The following is a 16,115-nucleotide window of genomic DNA, read 5'->3' on the forward strand; positions in this document are numbered from 1 at the left end:
TAATGGAGTCGTCATTTTGAACATCTGTTCATCATTTTTTTTGATTTACATCAACTTTTTGCCAGTTTGGCAAACTCAATTTAGAAGCTAACACATCAAAATCGCCGGCGGCTGAAAACGGCAAAACCCCCAACAGAGGTGTATCTATAAGCTCACGTAGATAAGTCAGATTGCCATCAAAACCAGGCATGGCCTGATCAATTTGCACCGCCACCCAACCGGCGCAGGACAAACCGCTCCGGCGTATGGCCGACATCGTCAAGCGCGCGTGATTGATACAACCCAGCCTGATACCCACCACCAGAATCACCGGCAAACATAACGCTTGCGCCAGACCGGCATTGTCAAAAACACCGCTCAACGGCGAATACCAGCCGCCCGCCCCTTCGACCAGCACTACATCAACCCGTTGTTGTAATCGGACAAATCCGTCCGCAATAACATCCATCGAAACTTCAACGTCACCACATGCCAGATGCGGAGAAATTGCCGCTTCAAAAGCGTAGGGATTGATTTCCCGGTATTCCAGTGGCACTGAAGCGTATTGCTGCATCAGTAGCGCATCGGAATTTTTCAGCATGCCGTCATGCCATTCACAGCCGGCGGCCACCGGTTTCATTCCCACCGCACTTAAGCCTTGCATTTGCAGACAGCGCATCAAGGCAATAGTCGTCCAGGTTTTGCCGACATTCGTATCGGTACCGGTAATGAAGAACGCAGATTTCATGACCTTGCCCGCACGAAGATAATTTCGTAGCTGGCCACTATTTCGCCGTTTACCATGCTGTTTTCATACTGCCGCATCATTTGCTGCAATTGCGAACGGGTGGTGAACCGCCGATTTCTGGCATCACTAACGTTATGCGCCCCAAGATCTTTTAGCTCATGCATCAAAGCCATCACCGAAGGGTAAGATAAACGATACATCACAGTGTCCACATCGACCCGCGCTAAACCGGCAGCCCGTAAAAAACCGCAAATCTGCCCCGCACTATAAAAATCGTTAACATGAGCAAAGTCGTCGACACCAGTCCAAGCCGCTTTCAGCTCTCTTAAGGTCTCCGGACCGAAGGTTGAAAATACCAGTTGCCCACACTGGCGCAATAATCGCCGCACATCGGCAAACACCGCCGGCAAGTCCTGACACCACTGCACGGCCAGATTCGAATAAACCTGTTGCAGACTGTTATCCGCAAACGGTAGTTTTTCGGCATCGGCACAAACATATTCGACCGGTAAAGCACCGTTGTTCCGTCGCGACGTTTGCAGCATGGGCAACGCAATATCCAATGCCAAACAAGACTGATTCAGACAATCTAACGGCAAACGGCGCGTCAAAAAACCGGTGCCGCACCCAACGTCCAGCACCCAACCCGGCGCGGATTGCAACGGAAATTTTTGCAGCAAGGCCAATCCCACCTGGCGTTGCAACATCGCCGCCGAATCATAACTCCCAGCCGCCGCCGCAAATGAACGCCTAATTTTGGCTTTATCCAACACGGCAAAACTCATTCAGCCGCGGCAACGATGTCGCATAGCTGCTGGGCGTGCGATAAAAATGGCACATGTCCGGCACTTGCCAGAACATGTAGTTTGACGCGCGTGTTTAAAGTCTTTACAGCTTGCCCGGTTTGCACCGGAATCAAAGTATCTTTATCGCCTTGTATTACTGTGATCGGACAGCGCAACCCCACGACGGACTTGCGCAAATCGCTATTTTTCAGAATTTGCAAACCACCCTGCAACGCATCGCGCGTCGGGGCATCGCACTCCTGCACGGCCAAGCGCAATTGCTGTAACAACTGCCGGCTCTCAGGCAAGCCTTGCACTTGCAAACCCAAAAAGCGTTGCAAGGTCAATTTCGTGTCATCGCTAAGCTGGGCGACAAAACCATCCAACACCTCCGACCTCACTCCCGGCCAATCGGCAGTCTTAACAAACTTCGGATTGCCTGATAACAAGAACAGCGACTGCAATCGCTCGGGACAGCGCGCCGCCATATCCAAAGCCACCGTCGCGCCCAGTGACCAGCCCAACACGCTAAAGCGATTGACCGGAATCGCATCGAATAACGCGGAAGTAATAGCCGGTAGATCATACGCATCCAACCCGGCACTGCGACCATGACCGGGTAAATCCAGGCAAATCACCTGGCGATGCCGAGCCAACTGCCTGGCAAAATCACGCCAAATGCCGCTATGCATCGCCCAACCGTGCAGCATGACTAATGGTCTGCCCTGGCCGTATATTTCTCTATGAATTCCAGTCATGGCAAAGCCTTAACCAATGCCTCCAACAAGGCATCGATCTGTTGTTCGGTGTGATTAGCGGAAAAGGTGATCCTCAAGCGAGCGCTGCCGGCCGGCACGGTCGGCGGTCGAATCGCACTGACCCAAAAACCTTGTTCCAGCAAGCGTTGACTAGCCGCCACGGTTTGGCCGCTGTCGCCAATCAGAACAGGTTGAATCGCGGTGAAAGAGTCCATTAATTGCAAGCCTTGTTGCTGCGCACCTTGCCGGAAACGGGAGATTAGATTTTGCAGCTGTTCGCGGCGCCAGGACTCCACTTGCAGCAAACGCAAACTGGCGCGAGTCGCCTCAGCCACAGCCGCCGGCAGTGCGGTCGTAAACACATAACTCCGGGCTTTTTGAATCAACATCTCGATCAAGTCCTCGGAACCGGCCACAAACGCGCCGAATGTCCCGAAAGCCTTACCCAGTGTGCCGATTAGGAGAGGCACCTGGTTTTGACTCAAACCGAAATGTTCGACCACGCCGCCGCCATTGTTACCCAGCACGCCAAAACCATGGGCATCGTCGATCAACAAGCCGGCATGATGCTGTTCGGCCAAGTCGACCATGGCCGGCAGCGGCGCCAAATCACCATCCATACTGAACACACCGTCGCTGACCAGCAAAGCCTTACCCGCAGCAGCAGATAGCTTGGTCTGCAAATCTTGAACATCCGCGTGTCGATAGCGCTGAAAACGCGCCCGTGACAGCAAGCCGCCATCCAGCAGCGAAGCGTGATTCAAGCGGTCCTCCAACACAGTATCACTGCGATCCAGCAATGCGGAAATCACACCCAGATTTGCCATATAGCCTGTGGAAAACAACAAAGCCCTGTCTCGTCCGGTAAACGCCGCCAACTCTTCTTCCAAGGCATGATGCGCGCTACTATGTCCGCAGATCAAATGCGCCGAACCGCTGCCGACGCCGTAGTGATCGACACCGGACTTGAATGCCACCTTGACCTCGGGATGATTGGCCAGCCCCAGATAATCGTTACTGCAAAAATTAACCAACTGCCGACCATCGACATTCAGCGTGATGCCTTGCGGACCATCAACAACGCGGCGGCGCCGATACAGATTATCCTGCTCCAGCTGCCGCAGTTCGGCGGTAAAATCGTAGAAAGGGTTGGCCATCAGGCGTAGCTTGATCCGCCCATCCGCACGCCCAAACGCTCGAACAACTGCTGGTCGTGGTTGGTCATCGGATTATCGGTGGTCAGCAGTTTATCGCCGTAGAAAATCGAATTGGCACCGGCCAGGAAACACAAAGCCTGCATCTCGTCGCTCATGGCCTTGCGGCCGGCCGACAGACGTACCCGCGACTGCGGCATTAAAATTCTAGCTACCGCAATCGTACGGACAAACACAATAGGATCCAGCGCTTCAGTGCCATGCAAGGGCGTACCTTCCACCTGCACCAACATATTGATGGGTACACTTTCCGGATGCTTAGGCATATTCGCTAGTTGCAACAGCAACTTGGCACGGTCGGTTTCCGACTCGCCCATCCCGACAATACCGCCGCAGCAGACGTTGATCCCGGCATCGCGCACTCGCTCCAGTGTATCCAGGCGGTCTTGGTAAGTCCGGGTGGTAATTATTTCGGAATAATAATCTTCCGAGGTATCCAGATTGTGGTTGTAATAATCCAGGCCTCCGTCTTTTAAGGCTTGGGTCTGTTTATCGCTGAGCATACCCAGCGTCACGCAAGTTTCCATGCCCAGCGCCTTCACGCCCTGTACCATTTCCACGACTCTCTCGATATCCCTGTCCTTCGGACTACGCCACGCTGCACCCATGCAAAACCGCGATGCACCCTGCTCTTTGGCCTGTTGCGCGGCTTTTAATACGGCGTCAACCGGCATCAGCGCTTCCGGATTTAAATCGGAATCGTAGCGCGCGCTTTGCGGACAATAACCACAATCCTCGGAACAGGAGCCGGTCTTGATGCTCAACAGACTGCTAACCTGGATCTCATTCGGATCGAAATACACCCGATGCACGCTTTGCGCCTGATAAATCAGATCGTTAAATGGCAGCGCCAGCAAAGCTTCGACTTCGGGTAACTGCCAGTCGTGACGAATGGTGGCCATTGATTCCAAGGGTTTCTGGCTTGCAGACATTCTGATAATCTCCGAGAGTGAGGACAAAGCCGTGCCAAGCACCGACTTATCAACCTATATTTAAAATTATGGTAAACAACTGGCTGAACATTATACAGAAGAAATTGCTGCCGCCACGTTGTGTGTTATGCGCAAGTCCGGGATACGGCAATTTGGATTTATGCCTGGGCTGCTTAACCGACCTGCCGCGCAACCTGTCTTGCTGTTACCGCTGTGGGGAACACTTCGAGACCGCAATAGAGGTGCCGCAGCTCTGCGGTCGTTGCCTGAAGAAATCACCGGCCTTCGACGAGACCTATGCGCCGTTTTTGTACCAAAGCCAGATGCGCTATTTGATCGGCCAATTAAAGTTCGCCAACGATTATAAAAACGCCCGCTTAATGGCAGCCTTGCTGGCTCAACATATTGCCGATAGTGCGGAGCTGCCGGATTGCCTGTTACCCGTACCGCTGTATCCCAAGCGCTATCGGGAACGTGGTTTCAATCAGTCGATAGAAATTGCCCGGCATTTGTCCAGACAGCTCCGCATTCCGCTGGATTTACACAGTTGTGTTCGCCAGCGCGATACCGGCCATCAAACCGGCTTACCGGCCAAGCAGCGCCGGAAAAACATGCGTTTGGCGTTTAAGGTCGTTAAACCATTAAATTTTCAACATATTGCAATCATAGACGACGTCATGACCACCGGCGCTACCGCCTCTGCGCTGGCGGCAGCGCTAAAGCAAGCCGGGGTCGGCAAAGTTGATGTCTGGGTTTGCGCCCGCGCTTAAAGAACTACCTCAATTATCCCGGACGGCCGAGGCTGGGAGTGGCAAACCGGAATTTTGCAAGGCGTTGAGAACAGTCAGCAACTTTTCTCGCCGCGAACCCAGCAATTGAAAGCCATGCATCAGCATAGTGATTTCATCCTGCAAATTTTGTTGATCGACGCCCATGACATTTAAAGCCTCGACAACGGATGCCAGCGCCAGTTCGTGCCGGCTTTGGTAAGGCCGCTTGAATCGCGCCTGAAAGCCGTCCCGCAATTTTTGCAGCAATGCCTCGAAACGCTGCTCGGTGAAGTCATCGGCTTGCATGCGCTCCAGCAGGACCTGTTCGGCATCGAAGACCTCTTCGTGAAAAGCCTGCCGATAGGCCGTGCATAGCTGCTCCACCAACTCGCGATGCGACCCCTGCTGCCCTTGCAGTTGCGCAACCAATCGAGCCGCGTTTTCTTCCAGGCTAAACATCGGCCGTTGATAACGCATCGCATGCAAAGCCTCCAAGGTCGTCAGCAATTCGACCAATCTAGGCTCGGCATAATTTTCAGTTTCCAGCCAGCGATAAAACAGCTGTTTGAAGGTATTCGGAAAACGGCCGAACTGCTCGCAGTAGGCTTCTACAAATTCGCCGGTAAAACGCTCCAGCTCCGGTTGATCGAGCAATTGATGTTTCATCGCCGACAACAGCCGCCGGCTCAACTCGCTGACACTAAGCTCCGTTTTATCGGCTGCAAGCCAGGAATTAACCGCCGCAGTCGGTTCGCTATCGGCAATATCGGCCACCGTATGTTTGAACGGCGCGGGGGTTAACAAGGCTTGCCAGTAATCCAACAGCCCATTGCCGGCCGTTTCGCTGCCGATGTGCTTGATAATATTGTCCGCCAACGCAAACAAACAACGGCTAGCCGGAGAATTGGCGGCTAAATCCACCACCGACATTTGCAAAGCGACGGCTTTAGGCAGATTTTCGTCGCGAATCACAAAACCGCCGTACTCGACTTTTAGTTTCAAACATTTTTCCGCCACGGCGGCAAAGCGTCGATAGGTATCGGTCGCGGCCGGATAATCAACGGCCTGATTGACAACCACGCGCAGGCTGCCCGAATACTGACGGGCATTCAAAGCCTTCAGCAGCGCAAAGGCATCGGTTAGCGCCGCCGGATCACCGCTGACCACTAAAAACGTAGATTGCGCCAGCTCGATAAAGCGCAGGACGGTTTCTGTATGCGTCGCGGCGGTGTCGATCAAAAAATAATCGAATTGCGCTTCCAGCTCGGTCAATGCTTCCGACAGCTTAGTCATCTGCGCGGCAGAAACAGGTATGCCGCCCATTAAACTTGCGGCGGACACCACGCCCACATCCTCGCCGGTTTTCAGCAAAACCTCAGCAATCGTTTTTTCGCCGGATAGCACCTGCTCCAAACGGTGCGCCGGCCGCAGCCCGAGTAATGTGTTGATATTGGACAAGCCGGTATCGACATCCAACACACAAACGCGCTTGCCGCGCAATGCCATCGCTGCCGCTACATTAGCCACCACACTGGTTTTACCGACGGCGCTCTTGGCCCCAGCAAACGCAATAATGTGCGGTTTTGATTGTGCGTCAGCGCTGTCCTGTTCTGAAAAATGTAAACTGTCCATCGTGGCAATGAAATAGGCTGTTTAGGTCGGATTTAGATCGGCAAACCAAGCCAGCCGAATTCAAACGATATTGTAAGCCCAATCTTACAAATTCATGAATTCATAGCATAAACCTAGGTTGCACATATCGGGGCCTTAGCGGCGAGCGGTCGATTCGCCGCCATCTTCACGTATAATGCACCATCCACAAAACTACTACATACCCCATGACCACCCCTCGTCTCGCCTGGGCCATTACCGGCTCCGGGCACTATATAGAAGAATGTCTTGAATACATGCTGACGCTGGACAATGTTGATTTGTATTTGAGCCAGGCCGGTGAGGAAGTCTTGAAAATGTACGGTATTCGTCTGGAAGACGTTAGAGCCAAGATGCCGGTATATCGCGATAAAGCCGCCTCCGCCCCGCCGGTGGGCTTGTTTTATAAAGGCCACTACCACACTTTTGTGATGGCCCCAACCACCTCAAATACCATCGCCAAATGCGTGCTCGGCATCGCCGATTCGTTGGTGACCAACTTGTATTCCCAAGCCGGAAAATGCCGTGTGCCCAGCATCGTTTACCCTTGCGACACCCAGCCGGAAATCGAAACCACCGCGCCCGGTAAGAAAAAATTCATGGTCTATCCGCGCCCTATCGATCTGGAAGCCACCGATAAAATCCGTTCTTTTCCTTACACGCAAGTGGTTGATGATGTCGAGCAACTGATCGTCGCGGTCAACGCCCGGCTAGCCAGCTTATGACCGAGCGCATCCTGTTCATCACCGGCCGACTGGCGGAAAAGCAAGTCCGGCAAGTATTGGAGAAAATGCAGCCGGAATTTCAATACAAAGTGTATGTGATGGGCGTAACGGTGGCCGCGTTGATTACCAGCGACATGATCATCCGCCGCATGCCCGACGCGCAAGGCGCTGATAGAGTAATCTTACCTGGCCGCTGCCGCGGCGATCTGGAGGCGCTGCGCCAGCATTTCGGCGTGCCGTTCGAGCGCGGTCCGGAAGAAATCAAAGATCTGCCCCAGCATTTCGGCATGGCCGCGCAGCATTACGACCTCAGCCAATACCAGACCAAGATTTTCGCGGAAATTACTGACGCCCCCAGCATCAGCGTCGAGGCAGTGATCGAGCGGGCTTATTACTACAAAGCCAACGGCGCCGACGTGATCGACATTGGCTGCCTGCCCGGCACGCCGTTTCCACATCTGGCGGAGTGCATCCGCACCTTGAAACAAGAAGGCTTCACCGTCAGCATTGATTCCTTGGAAGACGCCGACCTGCTGGCCGGCGGCCAAGCCGGCGCCGACTATATGCTCAGCCTGACCACCAAAAGCCTGTGGATTGCAGACGAAGTGGCGACCACGCCGATTCTGATCCCGGAAACGCACGGCGACTTGAGCACGCTGGATAAAGCCATCGAAATCTTGAGCGCGAAAAACCGCGCCTTCATCGTCGACCCGATTCTGGACCCGATTCACTTCGGTTTCACCGACTCCATCGTCCGCAATCATGAATTCCGCCGCCGCTATCCGCAGGTAGAAATGATGATGGGTGTCGGCAATCTCACTGAACTGACCCACGCCGACACCTCCGGCATCAACGCGATGCTGCTGGGGATTTGCTCGGAGCTGAATATCAACCACATTCTGGCCACCGAAGTGAGTAAACACGCGCGGCGGGCGATCAAGGAAGCCGACAGCGCCCGTCGCATCATGTACACCGCCAAGCAGCACAATACCCTGCCCAAGCATATCGCGCCGGATTTGCTGACCGTGCATGACAGCTCGCCGTTTTTGAATAGCCGCGAGGAAATCGAAAGTTTGGCGGCGGAAATTAAAGACCCCAGCTACCGCATCCAGGTCAGCAGCGACGGCATCCATGTGTTTAACCGCGATGGCCTGCACACCGCGCTCGACCCATTTGATTTGTACCCCAAGTTGCACGTGGAAACCGATGGCGGCCATGCTTTTTATCTGGGCGTGGAACTGGCGCGCGCCGAAATCGCCTGGCAATTGGGCAAACGCTTCACCCAAGATCAGCAACTAAGCTGGGGTTGCGCTGCGCAAGGCACCCAGCCGACCGTGGATTTACATACCTTCAAGCCTGCCGGCAGTACCTTAAAAAAACACGAGGAATAAGCCCTTTGTCAGCTGTACTTGTCGGATATTCGACAAATAATCAACCCTGCTCCGCAGGATTCTCGGTGTGATCCCACTAATCAAGCCTTAGCGCAACTGGTATTGGTCTTGCTTTGATTTTAGTAAACCCTAAGACGAGTCTGATCAATGAAACCTAAACAAGCGAATGCGCATGACTGAGTTCCCTTTAAAACTGGCCGTCGCCACCAAAGACCATATCTCCATCAACGAACATTTCGGCCACGCCAAGCAGTTTTCGGTGTACAGCGTTACCGAAACCGGCTGCGACTTACTGGAAACCCGCGAAGTAGCCAACTACTGTCTCGGCCAGCATGCCGACGAGTCTGCAATGCCCGGCATTTTGGAATCCATTAAAGACTGCTATGCGGTGTTCGTAGCGCGCATCGGTGACGGCCCCACCGCAAAAGTGCATGCTATCGGCGTCCGGGCGGTTTCCGAATACGCCTACGCGGCGGTCGAAGAATCCTTGCTGGACTATGCCAAACGCACCGCCGCCGGCGAGGAGATCGGATGACGCCCGAACACGTCGCACAATGGGTCAACAGCCATCCCCTAAGCCCCATCCACGTCGATTGCGCGGTAACGGTGATGCTGAAAATCATCGACGGCAAATGCAAAATGCGGCCGACGGAAAAAGTGGTGATGGCGCTACTTTACGACTGCGTCAAACACTTGCCGGGACAAATTCTGCAAGCTGATCTGCATCCTTTGATAGCGACCGCCCGCGCCGACGAAGACGACGAAGACGACGAAGCTTTGAAAAACTTGATTTACGAAAAACGCCTGATGGCGGAAACCGCGATTTCTCGGCCGGTGATGAAAGGTTTTAAAGCCATGATCCGGGAGCAAGGTTTGCTGGAACGACGGGATGAGGAGGAAATCGAAGTGTGACTTTGGGGTCAATCGAAAAAATCGAAACTCATTTGTCCGCCTAAGTTTGGCGGGCGAAACAAATCGCTGCGTAGCGGTGGCAGCGAACGGGTTAGTTGCAGCTTTCTGGTAATCAACTTGAAGCGCTGCGCAAGCAAATCGGCATAACTGCCGCTGCCAGACTGGCGTTGATTAAACGCCGCATCGTAAGCTTTGCCGCCGCGACTGTCGCGGACCCGATTCATGACATGCTCGACTTTTAGCGGGTAGTGTTGCGCCAGCCATTGCGCAAACAAGTCGGCGGTTTCCAATGGCAGGCGCAGCAGGATGTATTGCACACTCTGTGCGCCGGCTTGATGGGCGGCGCCAACAATGCTTTCCAATTCGTAATCGGTCAGCACCGGAATCAGCGGCGCCACCATCACCCCAACCGGAATCCCCGCTGCCCGCAAGCGGGCGACAGCCTCCAACCGCCGTTGCGGCGCCGCAGCGCGCGGCTCCAAGGTTCGCGCCAGCGTTCTATCCAGGGTGGTAATCGACAGATAAACTGACGCCAAACCCTGCCCGGCCAGGTCCGCGAGAACATCAATGTCGCGCTCGACCAACGCCGATTTAGTGACGATGCTGACCGGATGCCGGGTCTCGGCCAACACTTCCAAAATTTGCCGCATGATGCGCTGTTGCCGTTCCAGCGGTTGGTAAGGGTCTGTATTGGTGCCCAGCGCCAGCGGCGCACAGCGATAACTGCGCTTGGCTAGTTCCTCCCGCAGTAATTGGGCGGCATTGGGCTTAACCAGAATTTTACTTTCGAAATCCAGTCCGGCGGAATAACCCAGATAAGCATGGGTCGGCCTGGCAAAACAATAAATACAAGCATGCTCGCAGCCGCGATAAGGATTTATCGACCTGTCGAACGGTATATCCGGCGAATCGTTGTAAGTAATCACCGATTTGGTGCTGTCGATGATCACTTCGGTCGGCAGCGGCGGAAGTGCCGCATCCAGACTGCCCCAACCATCGTCCTCAGCCACCGCGCTTTGCCGTTCAAAGCGCCCAGCGACATTACTGATACTAGCGCGACCTTTATAAATTAATGGCGTAGACATAGCTTCATCTGCAAGCAGCACATAATTTGAGTAAGGGGATTATACCGATCACACGCGAATTCAAGCTTCATGGGTTTTTCGAAGCAGTCCGCCCATGGCATTGGGTAGCCGGGTCTGAGGCTTAGTCGAAGATTCAGTCTAATAGGAAAAATGACCGTGCAAAAAAAAGCTCGCATCGCTGCAAGCTTTTTAAATTCAGGCCGTTGGTTTATCGGGACCACTAATTGATCAAAAACTCCGAAAAGAACACGTCGCGAAAGCCGTCGCTATTTTGACTCTTGGTCAACAAATCGGTGATCAATTGTTTGGTCTTCATTCGCAGCGCTTCGCGCTGTTCCATGGTTTGCAAGTCGGCGCTTTTCATGCCGCTCAGCATCATGATCATCTCATGCCGTAAAACCGGCATATATTTTTTGATTTTTTCGACGTGTTCGGCGCCTTCCGCCAGTAGTTGCACATTCAGCATCAAATATTTTTTAGGCTCGGCCAGATTGACGGTGAATTTAGGTTTCATCTCCACATACTCAATAACCGGACCTGCGCTCTCGTCGGCTTTCTTCTCGCCGGAATTGGCCCAAGTCATAGTCGGTAACAGCATCAAACTGATCAACAATATAAATGTTCGCACGGTTTCCTCATATAATGTGATGGTTAGACCAAAAGTATATTCCATTTTCACCATTTATCACCATGAAACCACAAGCTATCGGCCCGGTCATGATAGACATAGAGGCCCACAGCCTCAGCGCGCTGGACAAAGAAAAAATTGCTCATCCCAATACCGGCGCGTTAATCCTGTTCGCTAGAAATTACGACAGTCCTCGGCAAGTCGCCGAATTGATTAAACAAATCCGCGCCGCGCGTCATGGCGACATTTTGATCGCCGTCGATCAGGAAGGCGGTCGGGTGCAACGCTTTCAAACCGGCTTTACCCGCTTGCCGGCGGCAGCATTTTACGCCGAGAAACCAGAGTTGGCAGAAGCTGCCGGCTGGCTGATGGCTAGTGAACTGCTGGCGGTGGATGTGGACTTTAGTTTCGCGCCGGTGCTGGATGTGGATTGCGGCGTTAGCGAGATCATCGGTAACCGCTCCTTTTCCCAAGACGCGAAATTAGCCGGAGAACTGGCCGGCGCGTTTCGACAAGGCATGCGTAGCGCCGGCATGGCGGCCACCGGCAAACACTTTCCGGGTCATGGCGCGGTGGCGCTGGACTCGCATTTGACGCTGCCGGTCGACGAGCGCGACTTGGAAACCATCCGCCGGCAAGATCTATTGCCGTTCAAACAACTGATAGCGCAAGGCCTGGAAGCCATCATGCCGGCTCATGTGGTTTATCCGCAAGTGGACCGCTATCCGGCGGGCTTTTCCAGTTTCTGGTTACAGACCATTCTGCGCGGCGAACTGGGCTTTGATGGCGCCATTTTCAGCGACGATCTAAGTATGGAAGGTGCGGCGAGCATAGGCGACTTCACCGAACGCGCCGGCCTTGCCCAGCAAGCCGGCTGCGATATGCTGCTGGTTTGCAATAATTCGGCAGCTGCGGAGCAAGTGCTGGATAAACTGCCTATCAGCCACAACAGCCAACGCGAACAACGCCTGCAAGCGATGCGCGGCAAAGTCCGGCTAGACAAAGATGCCTTGGTAAAAAATGACAAATGGCAAACTGTTTCCAAACAAATCACGGAGTTTTATGAATCCCATGCTTGAAGAAATCGGCATCGTTAAACAACACGCGCTGTTGCTACACAGCGCCGAGGAAGTCGAAGCGGCGTTGGACGGCATGGCGGCGGCGATCACCGACAAACTGCAAGACAGCAATCCGTTGGTGTTGTGCGTCATCAACGGCGGCATCATCGCTACCGGCAAATTACTGCCCCGCCTGGACTTTCCGTTAAATCTGGACAGCGTCCACGCTAGCCGTTACCGCAACGCCACCTCGGGCAGCGACATACATTGGTTGTTTAAACCCACGACACCGTTGGCCGGCCGTACGGTATTGGTGGTGGACGATATTCTCGACGAAGGCCATACGCTGCATGCTATTGTCGAATATTGCCGGGAGCAAGGTGCCAGCGCCGTTTATACCGCTGCGCTGTTCGACAAAGATTTGCAAGTTACCAAGCCCATCGAGCCCGACTTTATCGGTCTCAAGGTCGCCAATCATTATTTGTTTGGTTACGGCATGGATTACAAGGGTTATCTTAGAAATGCGCCAGGCGTATTTGCCTGCAAGGACGTGTTATGACATTAGCTATCATCGGCGGTACCGGCCTCACCCAAATCGAAGAACTCACCATCACTGGTGAAGAACGCCTGACCACGCCTTTCGGCGAACCATCCGCGCCTTATCTGCTTGGTGAGCTAAATGGCAAGAAATTGGTGTTCCTGGCCAGACACGGCAATCCGCACCGGATTCCGCCGCACAAGATCAGCTACCGGGCCAATATCTGGGGTTTAAAACAGCTGGGCGTTTCCGAGATTATCGGCGTCGCGGCGGTCGGCGGTATCGGCGCAAAGATGGCACCGGCCGTTATTGCCATTCCGGATCAATTGATAGACTACAGCTACGGCCGGGAGCATACGTTTTTTGCCGACGATCTGGAGCATGTCACACATATCGATTTCACCGAGCCCTACACACCGTCGCTACGCGCGCGCATTATGCAAGCCGCGCAACAGGCAAACATTTCGATAACTCCCTCAGGCACTTACGGCTGCACCCAAGGGCCGCGGCTGGAAACTGTAGCCGAAATCAAACGTATGGCTAACGACGGTTGCGACTTGGTGGGCATGACCGGGATGCCGGAAGCAGCGCTGGCACGGGAACTGGGCTTGGCTTATGCCAATATCTCGGTGGTAGCCAATTGGGCGGCCGGCGTGGTGGAGGGTGAAATCACCATGGCCGAGATCGAGAAAAACTTGGAAGTTGGCATGGCCAATGCCATCGCCTTGCTGAAAGCAACGGTATTGTTTAACGACTAGCAGAAACAGAAACGGATTTTGACGGGGCCCGGATGCCCCACCAAAATCCGCAAATTTGGGAAACGCAGATTACATTTCCCGAAACGCTGAAAAGAGCTTATCTTTTCGCGCCACCGCTGTGAAGTACATCATTGCGGTAAGCTGAGTTGGCGGAGTCTTCGGCGATATTTTTTGCCGCGGTAGCATATTTATCATGCTCGGCATTTTTTACCATCAGTACAGCGCCAGCCGCCAAGACGACAGCAATGACGATATAGAGCCAGAAATTATCTTTTTCTTGTACTTCACTCATTTTGTACCTTCCTTTTGTTGTTTGTGATGGTGGTGCTGAAAAAATTTCAACGGGGCAAAAGATAACAAGCCGAGGCTTAAATTTTTTGATATACATCAAACTTTTTATGGTTATTAAAATTTATGCCTAGTCGCCGCCTATTTCTAAAGCACTCCGGTATTTTGCTGGCCGGGACTTTATTGACCGGCAAATCCGCAAGCGCACTTGCCGAGAGGTTGGCGAAACATTTTGCCGCCGACGACTTCGTCGCCCTCTACTCGCAGCTTATCGATCAGCGAACGGTGATTGATAGCGATAAACTCAATTTGATCCTGCCCGAGATTGCCGAAGATGGCGCAGTGGTGCCGGTGAGCATTGCTAGTGAGCTGGACGGCATCGAGAAACTGTATCTATTCGCCGATAAAAATCCTACGCCGCTGCTGGCGGAATTCGAACTCACGCCACTGATAGCACCCTTCATCACCGCGCGGATTAAATTAGCCGAATCTTGCAACGTGATTTTGCTTGCGGAACATAACGGAGAGCTATTGCGCACCAGCCGTTGGGTGAATGTGATGCGCGGCGGCTGTGGAACAGGTTGAGATGAACAACAGCATAAAAATCAGAAGCCAACGGCGCGACGGCTACATAGAAGTTAAATTGCTGATTACGCATCCGATGGAAAACGGCCGCAATCGCGACGCTAACGGCGAATTGATTCCGGCGCATTTTATCGAGCGGTTGGTGGTTAAATTAAACGATCAACTAATCCTAACCACCAACATGGCCGGCAGCATCTCCAAAAATCCGTTTTTTACGTTTAGATTGATAGCAAACAGCGGCGATAGGCTCAGCGCCGAATGGGCTGACAATAGACAAAACCAAGATCACGCGGAGCACGTGCTCGACTGAAGCAAAGGCTAGTTAAGAATAATTTCGGCGGTCTGATTCCGGGCGCTGGCCACCAAAAAACTTAACGGCGATGCGGCGAATTGCCGTTCCAACTGCGCCAGCAACTCTGCCGCCCGTTGCGGATTGGCAACCGCGCAAAATCCGGTCGGCCCCCACGAGGTCTGGCCTATCGCCACGGCCCCTTGCACGGCGAGACTAGCCATTGCCGCCGCGACATCCGGGCTGGTAAACACCCCGCCCTGTACCGGCGCGAAATGCTCACCCACCGCCTGTTGCAGGGAGGTAATCACTTCGCCGAATTTATCAAGATCGCATTCCGCCAGAGCCGGCAAACCCTGCATCAACAGCAAGTAACATAAGCGCTCGGCCTGGGCTTGCGGAAACGGCGGCAATTGCTGAAAAGCGCTGACTTCCTGTTCGCCATGCAAACCTTGGCCGCGTTGATCGAACACCAAAATAAATCGCCAGTCTTCCGGCACCGCCATTTGCGCGACCATTGGCGGGGTTTTGGTGTCCGGTCCGCGACCGCCATCCACTACCAAGCCGCCTGTTTCGAAGATACCGATACCAATACCGGAACGCGCGCCGCGATCGGAGAGTTGCGCTATTTCCCGCACCGACAGACCCAAATCGTAAAAAGCATTCAACGCGGCACCAACAGCCAAAGCCATTTGCGTACCGGATCCTAATCCAATGTGTTCAGGGATGGCATTATCGATAGTGATATTGAGTGCATCGGAAACGCCTAGCAATTGACAAAATTGCCGGGTACATTTCAGGGCGCGCTCCGCTGACGGACCGCTGACTTGCAGGCTATCCGCCGCGCTTATGGTGAGCCTGGTATTGATTTCGTTCAGCGCCAAACCGATGCTACCGAAATGCCGCCCCAACGCGCCACTTAAATCGATAAAGCCCATATGTAAGCGAGCCGGAGCTATGACCGTGACTGATTGGTACCGCGCTTTCACCACCTGGATTCCGTCAAATACTAAGGAGCCGGC

20 protein-coding genes are annotated in these 16,115 nt (G+C 53.6%); 10 read left to right on the forward strand and 10 right to left on the reverse strand.

Annotated features, from left to right (window positions below):
- Window positions 1-31 precede the first annotated feature (31 nt).
- The 5 genes from bioD to bioB are packed head-to-tail and all read right to left on the reverse strand — an operon-like array spanning window position 32 to window position 4,416.
- Complete coding sequence (bioD, locus tag G006_RS0105330; RefSeq protein WP_020482137.1) at window positions 32-727, reverse strand: dethiobiotin synthase; 696 nt, start codon at window positions 725-727, stop codon at window positions 32-34.
- A complete protein-coding gene (gene bioC / locus G006_RS0105335) occupies window positions 724-1,512 on the reverse strand; it encodes a malonyl-ACP O-methyltransferase BioC (protein WP_020482138.1) in 789 nt (262 codons plus the stop codon). The genes bioD and bioC overlap by 4 nt, the downstream gene beginning before the upstream one ends.
- On the reverse strand, window positions 1,509-2,270 hold the full coding sequence (bioH, locus tag G006_RS0105340) for a pimeloyl-ACP methyl ester esterase BioH (RefSeq protein WP_033193903.1): 762 nt from the start codon (window positions 2,268-2,270) through the stop codon (window positions 1,509-1,511). Before bioH ends, bioC begins: the two co-directional genes overlap by 4 nt.
- On the reverse strand, window positions 2,267-3,427 hold the full coding sequence (gene bioF / locus G006_RS0105345; protein WP_020482140.1) for an 8-amino-7-oxononanoate synthase: 1,161 nt from the start codon (window positions 3,425-3,427) through the stop codon (window positions 2,267-2,269). Before bioF ends, bioH begins: the two co-directional genes overlap by 4 nt.
- Window positions 3,427-4,416 (reverse strand): biotin synthase BioB, encoded by a 990-nt coding sequence (gene bioB, locus G006_RS0105350; protein ID WP_020482141.1) that lies wholly within the window; start codon window positions 4,414-4,416, stop codon window positions 3,427-3,429. Before bioB ends, bioF begins: the two co-directional genes overlap by 1 nt.
- 68 nt (window positions 4,417-4,484) lie before the next feature.
- Here bioB and G006_RS0105355 point away from each other — a divergent pair, with 68 nt between their 5' ends.
- Window positions 4,485-5,186, forward strand: a complete 702-nt coding sequence (locus G006_RS0105355; RefSeq protein WP_020482142.1) for a ComF family protein — start codon at window positions 4,485-4,487, stop codon at window positions 5,184-5,186.
- Between the two features lie 9 nt (window positions 5,187-5,195).
- Here the strand turns inward: G006_RS0105355 and G006_RS26925 are convergent, their stop codons facing one another.
- Window positions 5,196-6,818, reverse strand: coding sequence for an AAA family ATPase (locus tag G006_RS26925; protein ID WP_020482143.1), 1,623 nt, complete (start codon window positions 6,816-6,818; stop codon window positions 5,196-5,198).
- A 206-nt stretch (window positions 6,819-7,024) separates the two neighbouring features.
- Between G006_RS26925 and G006_RS0105365 the strand changes: the two genes are divergently transcribed.
- The 4 genes from G006_RS0105365 to G006_RS0105380 all read left to right on the forward strand — a co-directional run bounded on the left by G006_RS0105365 (window position 7,025) and on the right by G006_RS0105380 (window position 9,864).
- Window positions 7,025-7,561: a flavoprotein gene (locus tag G006_RS0105365; protein WP_026146863.1), complete on the forward strand. Its 537-nt coding sequence runs from the start codon at window positions 7,025-7,027 to the stop codon at window positions 7,559-7,561.
- On the forward strand, window positions 7,558-8,952 hold the full coding sequence (locus tag G006_RS0105370) for a DUF6513 domain-containing protein (protein WP_020482145.1): 1,395 nt from the start codon (window positions 7,558-7,560) through the stop codon (window positions 8,950-8,952). Before G006_RS0105365 ends, G006_RS0105370 begins: the two co-directional genes overlap by 4 nt.
- 172 nt (window positions 8,953-9,124) lie before the next feature.
- The gene (locus G006_RS0105375; RefSeq protein ID WP_020482146.1) at window positions 9,125-9,487 is read left to right on the forward strand and encodes a NifB/NifX family molybdenum-iron cluster-binding protein; all 363 of its coding nucleotides are present in this window, start codon (window positions 9,125-9,127) and stop codon (window positions 9,485-9,487) included.
- On the forward strand, window positions 9,484-9,864 hold the full coding sequence (locus tag G006_RS0105380) for a hypothetical protein (protein WP_020482147.1): 381 nt from the start codon (window positions 9,484-9,486) through the stop codon (window positions 9,862-9,864). The genes G006_RS0105375 and G006_RS0105380 overlap by 4 nt, the downstream gene beginning before the upstream one ends.
- An 8-nt stretch (window positions 9,865-9,872) precedes the next feature.
- Here G006_RS0105380 and G006_RS0105385 read toward each other — a convergent pair whose 3' ends face one another.
- Window positions 9,873-10,949, reverse strand: a complete 1,077-nt coding sequence (locus G006_RS0105385) for a PA0069 family radical SAM protein (RefSeq protein ID WP_020482148.1) — start codon at window positions 10,947-10,949, stop codon at window positions 9,873-9,875.
- Window positions 10,950-11,169: 220 nt separating this feature from the next.
- Window positions 11,170-11,577, reverse strand: coding sequence for a flagellar basal body-associated FliL family protein (locus tag G006_RS0105390; RefSeq protein WP_033194064.1), 408 nt, complete (start codon window positions 11,575-11,577; stop codon window positions 11,170-11,172).
- Between the two features lie 62 nt (window positions 11,578-11,639).
- On the opposite strand from G006_RS0105390, the gene nagZ reads away from it, so the two are divergent.
- Genes nagZ through G006_RS0105405 form a run of 3 tightly spaced genes read left to right on the forward strand, consistent with a single transcriptional unit; the run spans window position 11,640 to window position 13,931 of the window.
- Window positions 11,640-12,656 carry a beta-N-acetylhexosaminidase gene (nagZ, locus tag G006_RS0105395; RefSeq protein ID WP_020482150.1) on the forward strand — a complete coding sequence of 339 codons (1,017 nt, stop codon included), beginning with the start codon at window positions 11,640-11,642 and terminating at the stop codon, window positions 12,654-12,656.
- Entirely contained in the window at window positions 12,649-13,194 is a 546-nt protein-coding gene (locus G006_RS0105400; protein ID WP_026146866.1) for a hypoxanthine-guanine phosphoribosyltransferase, read from the forward strand. Before nagZ ends, G006_RS0105400 begins: the two co-directional genes overlap by 8 nt.
- A complete protein-coding gene (locus tag G006_RS0105405) occupies window positions 13,191-13,931 on the forward strand; it encodes an S-methyl-5'-thioinosine phosphorylase (RefSeq protein ID WP_020482152.1) in 741 nt (246 codons plus the stop codon). The genes G006_RS0105400 and G006_RS0105405 overlap by 4 nt, the downstream gene beginning before the upstream one ends.
- A gap of 97 nt (window positions 13,932-14,028) precedes the next feature.
- Here G006_RS0105405 and G006_RS0105410 read toward each other — a convergent pair whose 3' ends face one another.
- A complete protein-coding gene (locus G006_RS0105410; protein ID WP_020482153.1) occupies window positions 14,029-14,223 on the reverse strand; it encodes a hypothetical protein in 195 nt (64 codons plus the stop codon).
- Between the two features lie 122 nt (window positions 14,224-14,345).
- Between G006_RS0105410 and G006_RS26930 the strand changes: the two genes are divergently transcribed.
- On the forward strand, window positions 14,346-14,804 hold the full coding sequence (locus G006_RS26930; protein WP_020482154.1) for a thiosulfate oxidation carrier protein SoxY: 459 nt from the start codon (window positions 14,346-14,348) through the stop codon (window positions 14,802-14,804).
- Between the two features lies 1 nt (window position 14,805).
- Window positions 14,806-15,114, forward strand: coding sequence for a thiosulfate oxidation carrier complex protein SoxZ (gene soxZ, locus G006_RS0105420; RefSeq protein ID WP_020482155.1), 309 nt, complete (start codon window positions 14,806-14,808; stop codon window positions 15,112-15,114).
- 8 nt (window positions 15,115-15,122) lie between these two features.
- Here soxZ and G006_RS0105425 read toward each other — a convergent pair whose 3' ends face one another.
- Window positions 15,123-16,082 (reverse strand): beta-ribofuranosylaminobenzene 5'-phosphate synthase family protein, encoded by a 960-nt coding sequence (locus tag G006_RS0105425; RefSeq protein ID WP_081607952.1) that lies wholly within the window; start codon window positions 16,080-16,082, stop codon window positions 15,123-15,125.
- Window positions 16,083-16,115 lie beyond the last annotated feature (33 nt).

This window comes from Methylomonas sp. MK1 (assembly GCF_000365425.1).
In the GTDB taxonomy this organism is placed as follows: domain Bacteria; phylum Pseudomonadota; class Gammaproteobacteria; order Methylococcales; family Methylomonadaceae; genus Methylomonas.

Bases quoted from the DNA above. Each gene is read 5' to 3' on its own strand.
- G006_RS0105400 (WP_026146866.1), top strand. From the start codon at position 12,649: ATGCTTGAAGAAATCGGCATCGTTAAACAACACGCGCTGTTGCTACAC.
- G006_RS0105380 (WP_020482147.1), top strand. From the start codon at position 9,484: ATGACGCCCGAACACGTCGCACAATGGGTCAACAGCCATCCCCTAAGC.
- G006_RS26930 (WP_020482154.1), top strand. From the start codon at position 14,346: ATGCCTAGTCGCCGCCTATTTCTAAAGCACTCCGGTATTTTGCTGGCC.
- bioH (WP_033193903.1), bottom strand. From the start codon at position 2,270: ATGACTGGAATTCATAGAGAAATATACGGCCAGGGCAGACCATTAGTC.
- bioD (WP_020482137.1), bottom strand. From the start codon at position 727: ATGAAATCTGCGTTCTTCATTACCGGTACCGATACGAATGTCGGCAAA.
- G006_RS0105375 (WP_020482146.1), top strand. From the start codon at position 9,125: ATGACTGAGTTCCCTTTAAAACTGGCCGTCGCCACCAAAGACCATATC.
- soxZ (WP_020482155.1), top strand. From the start codon at position 14,806: ATGAACAACAGCATAAAAATCAGAAGCCAACGGCGCGACGGCTACATA.
- G006_RS0105365 (WP_026146863.1), top strand. From the start codon at position 7,025: ATGACCACCCCTCGTCTCGCCTGGGCCATTACCGGCTCCGGGCACTAT.
- nagZ (WP_020482150.1), top strand. From the start codon at position 11,640: ATGAAACCACAAGCTATCGGCCCGGTCATGATAGACATAGAGGCCCAC.
- G006_RS0105370 (WP_020482145.1), top strand. From the start codon at position 7,558: ATGACCGAGCGCATCCTGTTCATCACCGGCCGACTGGCGGAAAAGCAA.
- bioB (WP_020482141.1), bottom strand. From the start codon at position 4,416: ATGTCTGCAAGCCAGAAACCCTTGGAATCAATGGCCACCATTCGTCAC.
- G006_RS0105410 (WP_020482153.1), bottom strand. From the start codon at position 14,223: ATGAGTGAAGTACAAGAAAAAGATAATTTCTGGCTCTATATCGTCATT.
- G006_RS0105385 (WP_020482148.1), bottom strand. From the start codon at position 10,949: ATGTCTACGCCATTAATTTATAAAGGTCGCGCTAGTATCAGTAATGTC.
- G006_RS0105405 (WP_020482152.1), top strand. From the start codon at position 13,191: ATGACATTAGCTATCATCGGCGGTACCGGCCTCACCCAAATCGAAGAA.
- bioC (WP_020482138.1), bottom strand. From the start codon at position 1,512: ATGAGTTTTGCCGTGTTGGATAAAGCCAAAATTAGGCGTTCATTTGCG.
- G006_RS26925 (WP_020482143.1), bottom strand. From the start codon at position 6,818: ATGGACAGTTTACATTTTTCAGAACAGGACAGCGCTGACGCACAATCA.
- G006_RS0105355 (WP_020482142.1), top strand. From the start codon at position 4,485: ATGGTAAACAACTGGCTGAACATTATACAGAAGAAATTGCTGCCGCCA.
- bioF (WP_020482140.1), bottom strand. From the start codon at position 3,427: ATGGCCAACCCTTTCTACGATTTTACCGCCGAACTGCGGCAGCTGGAG.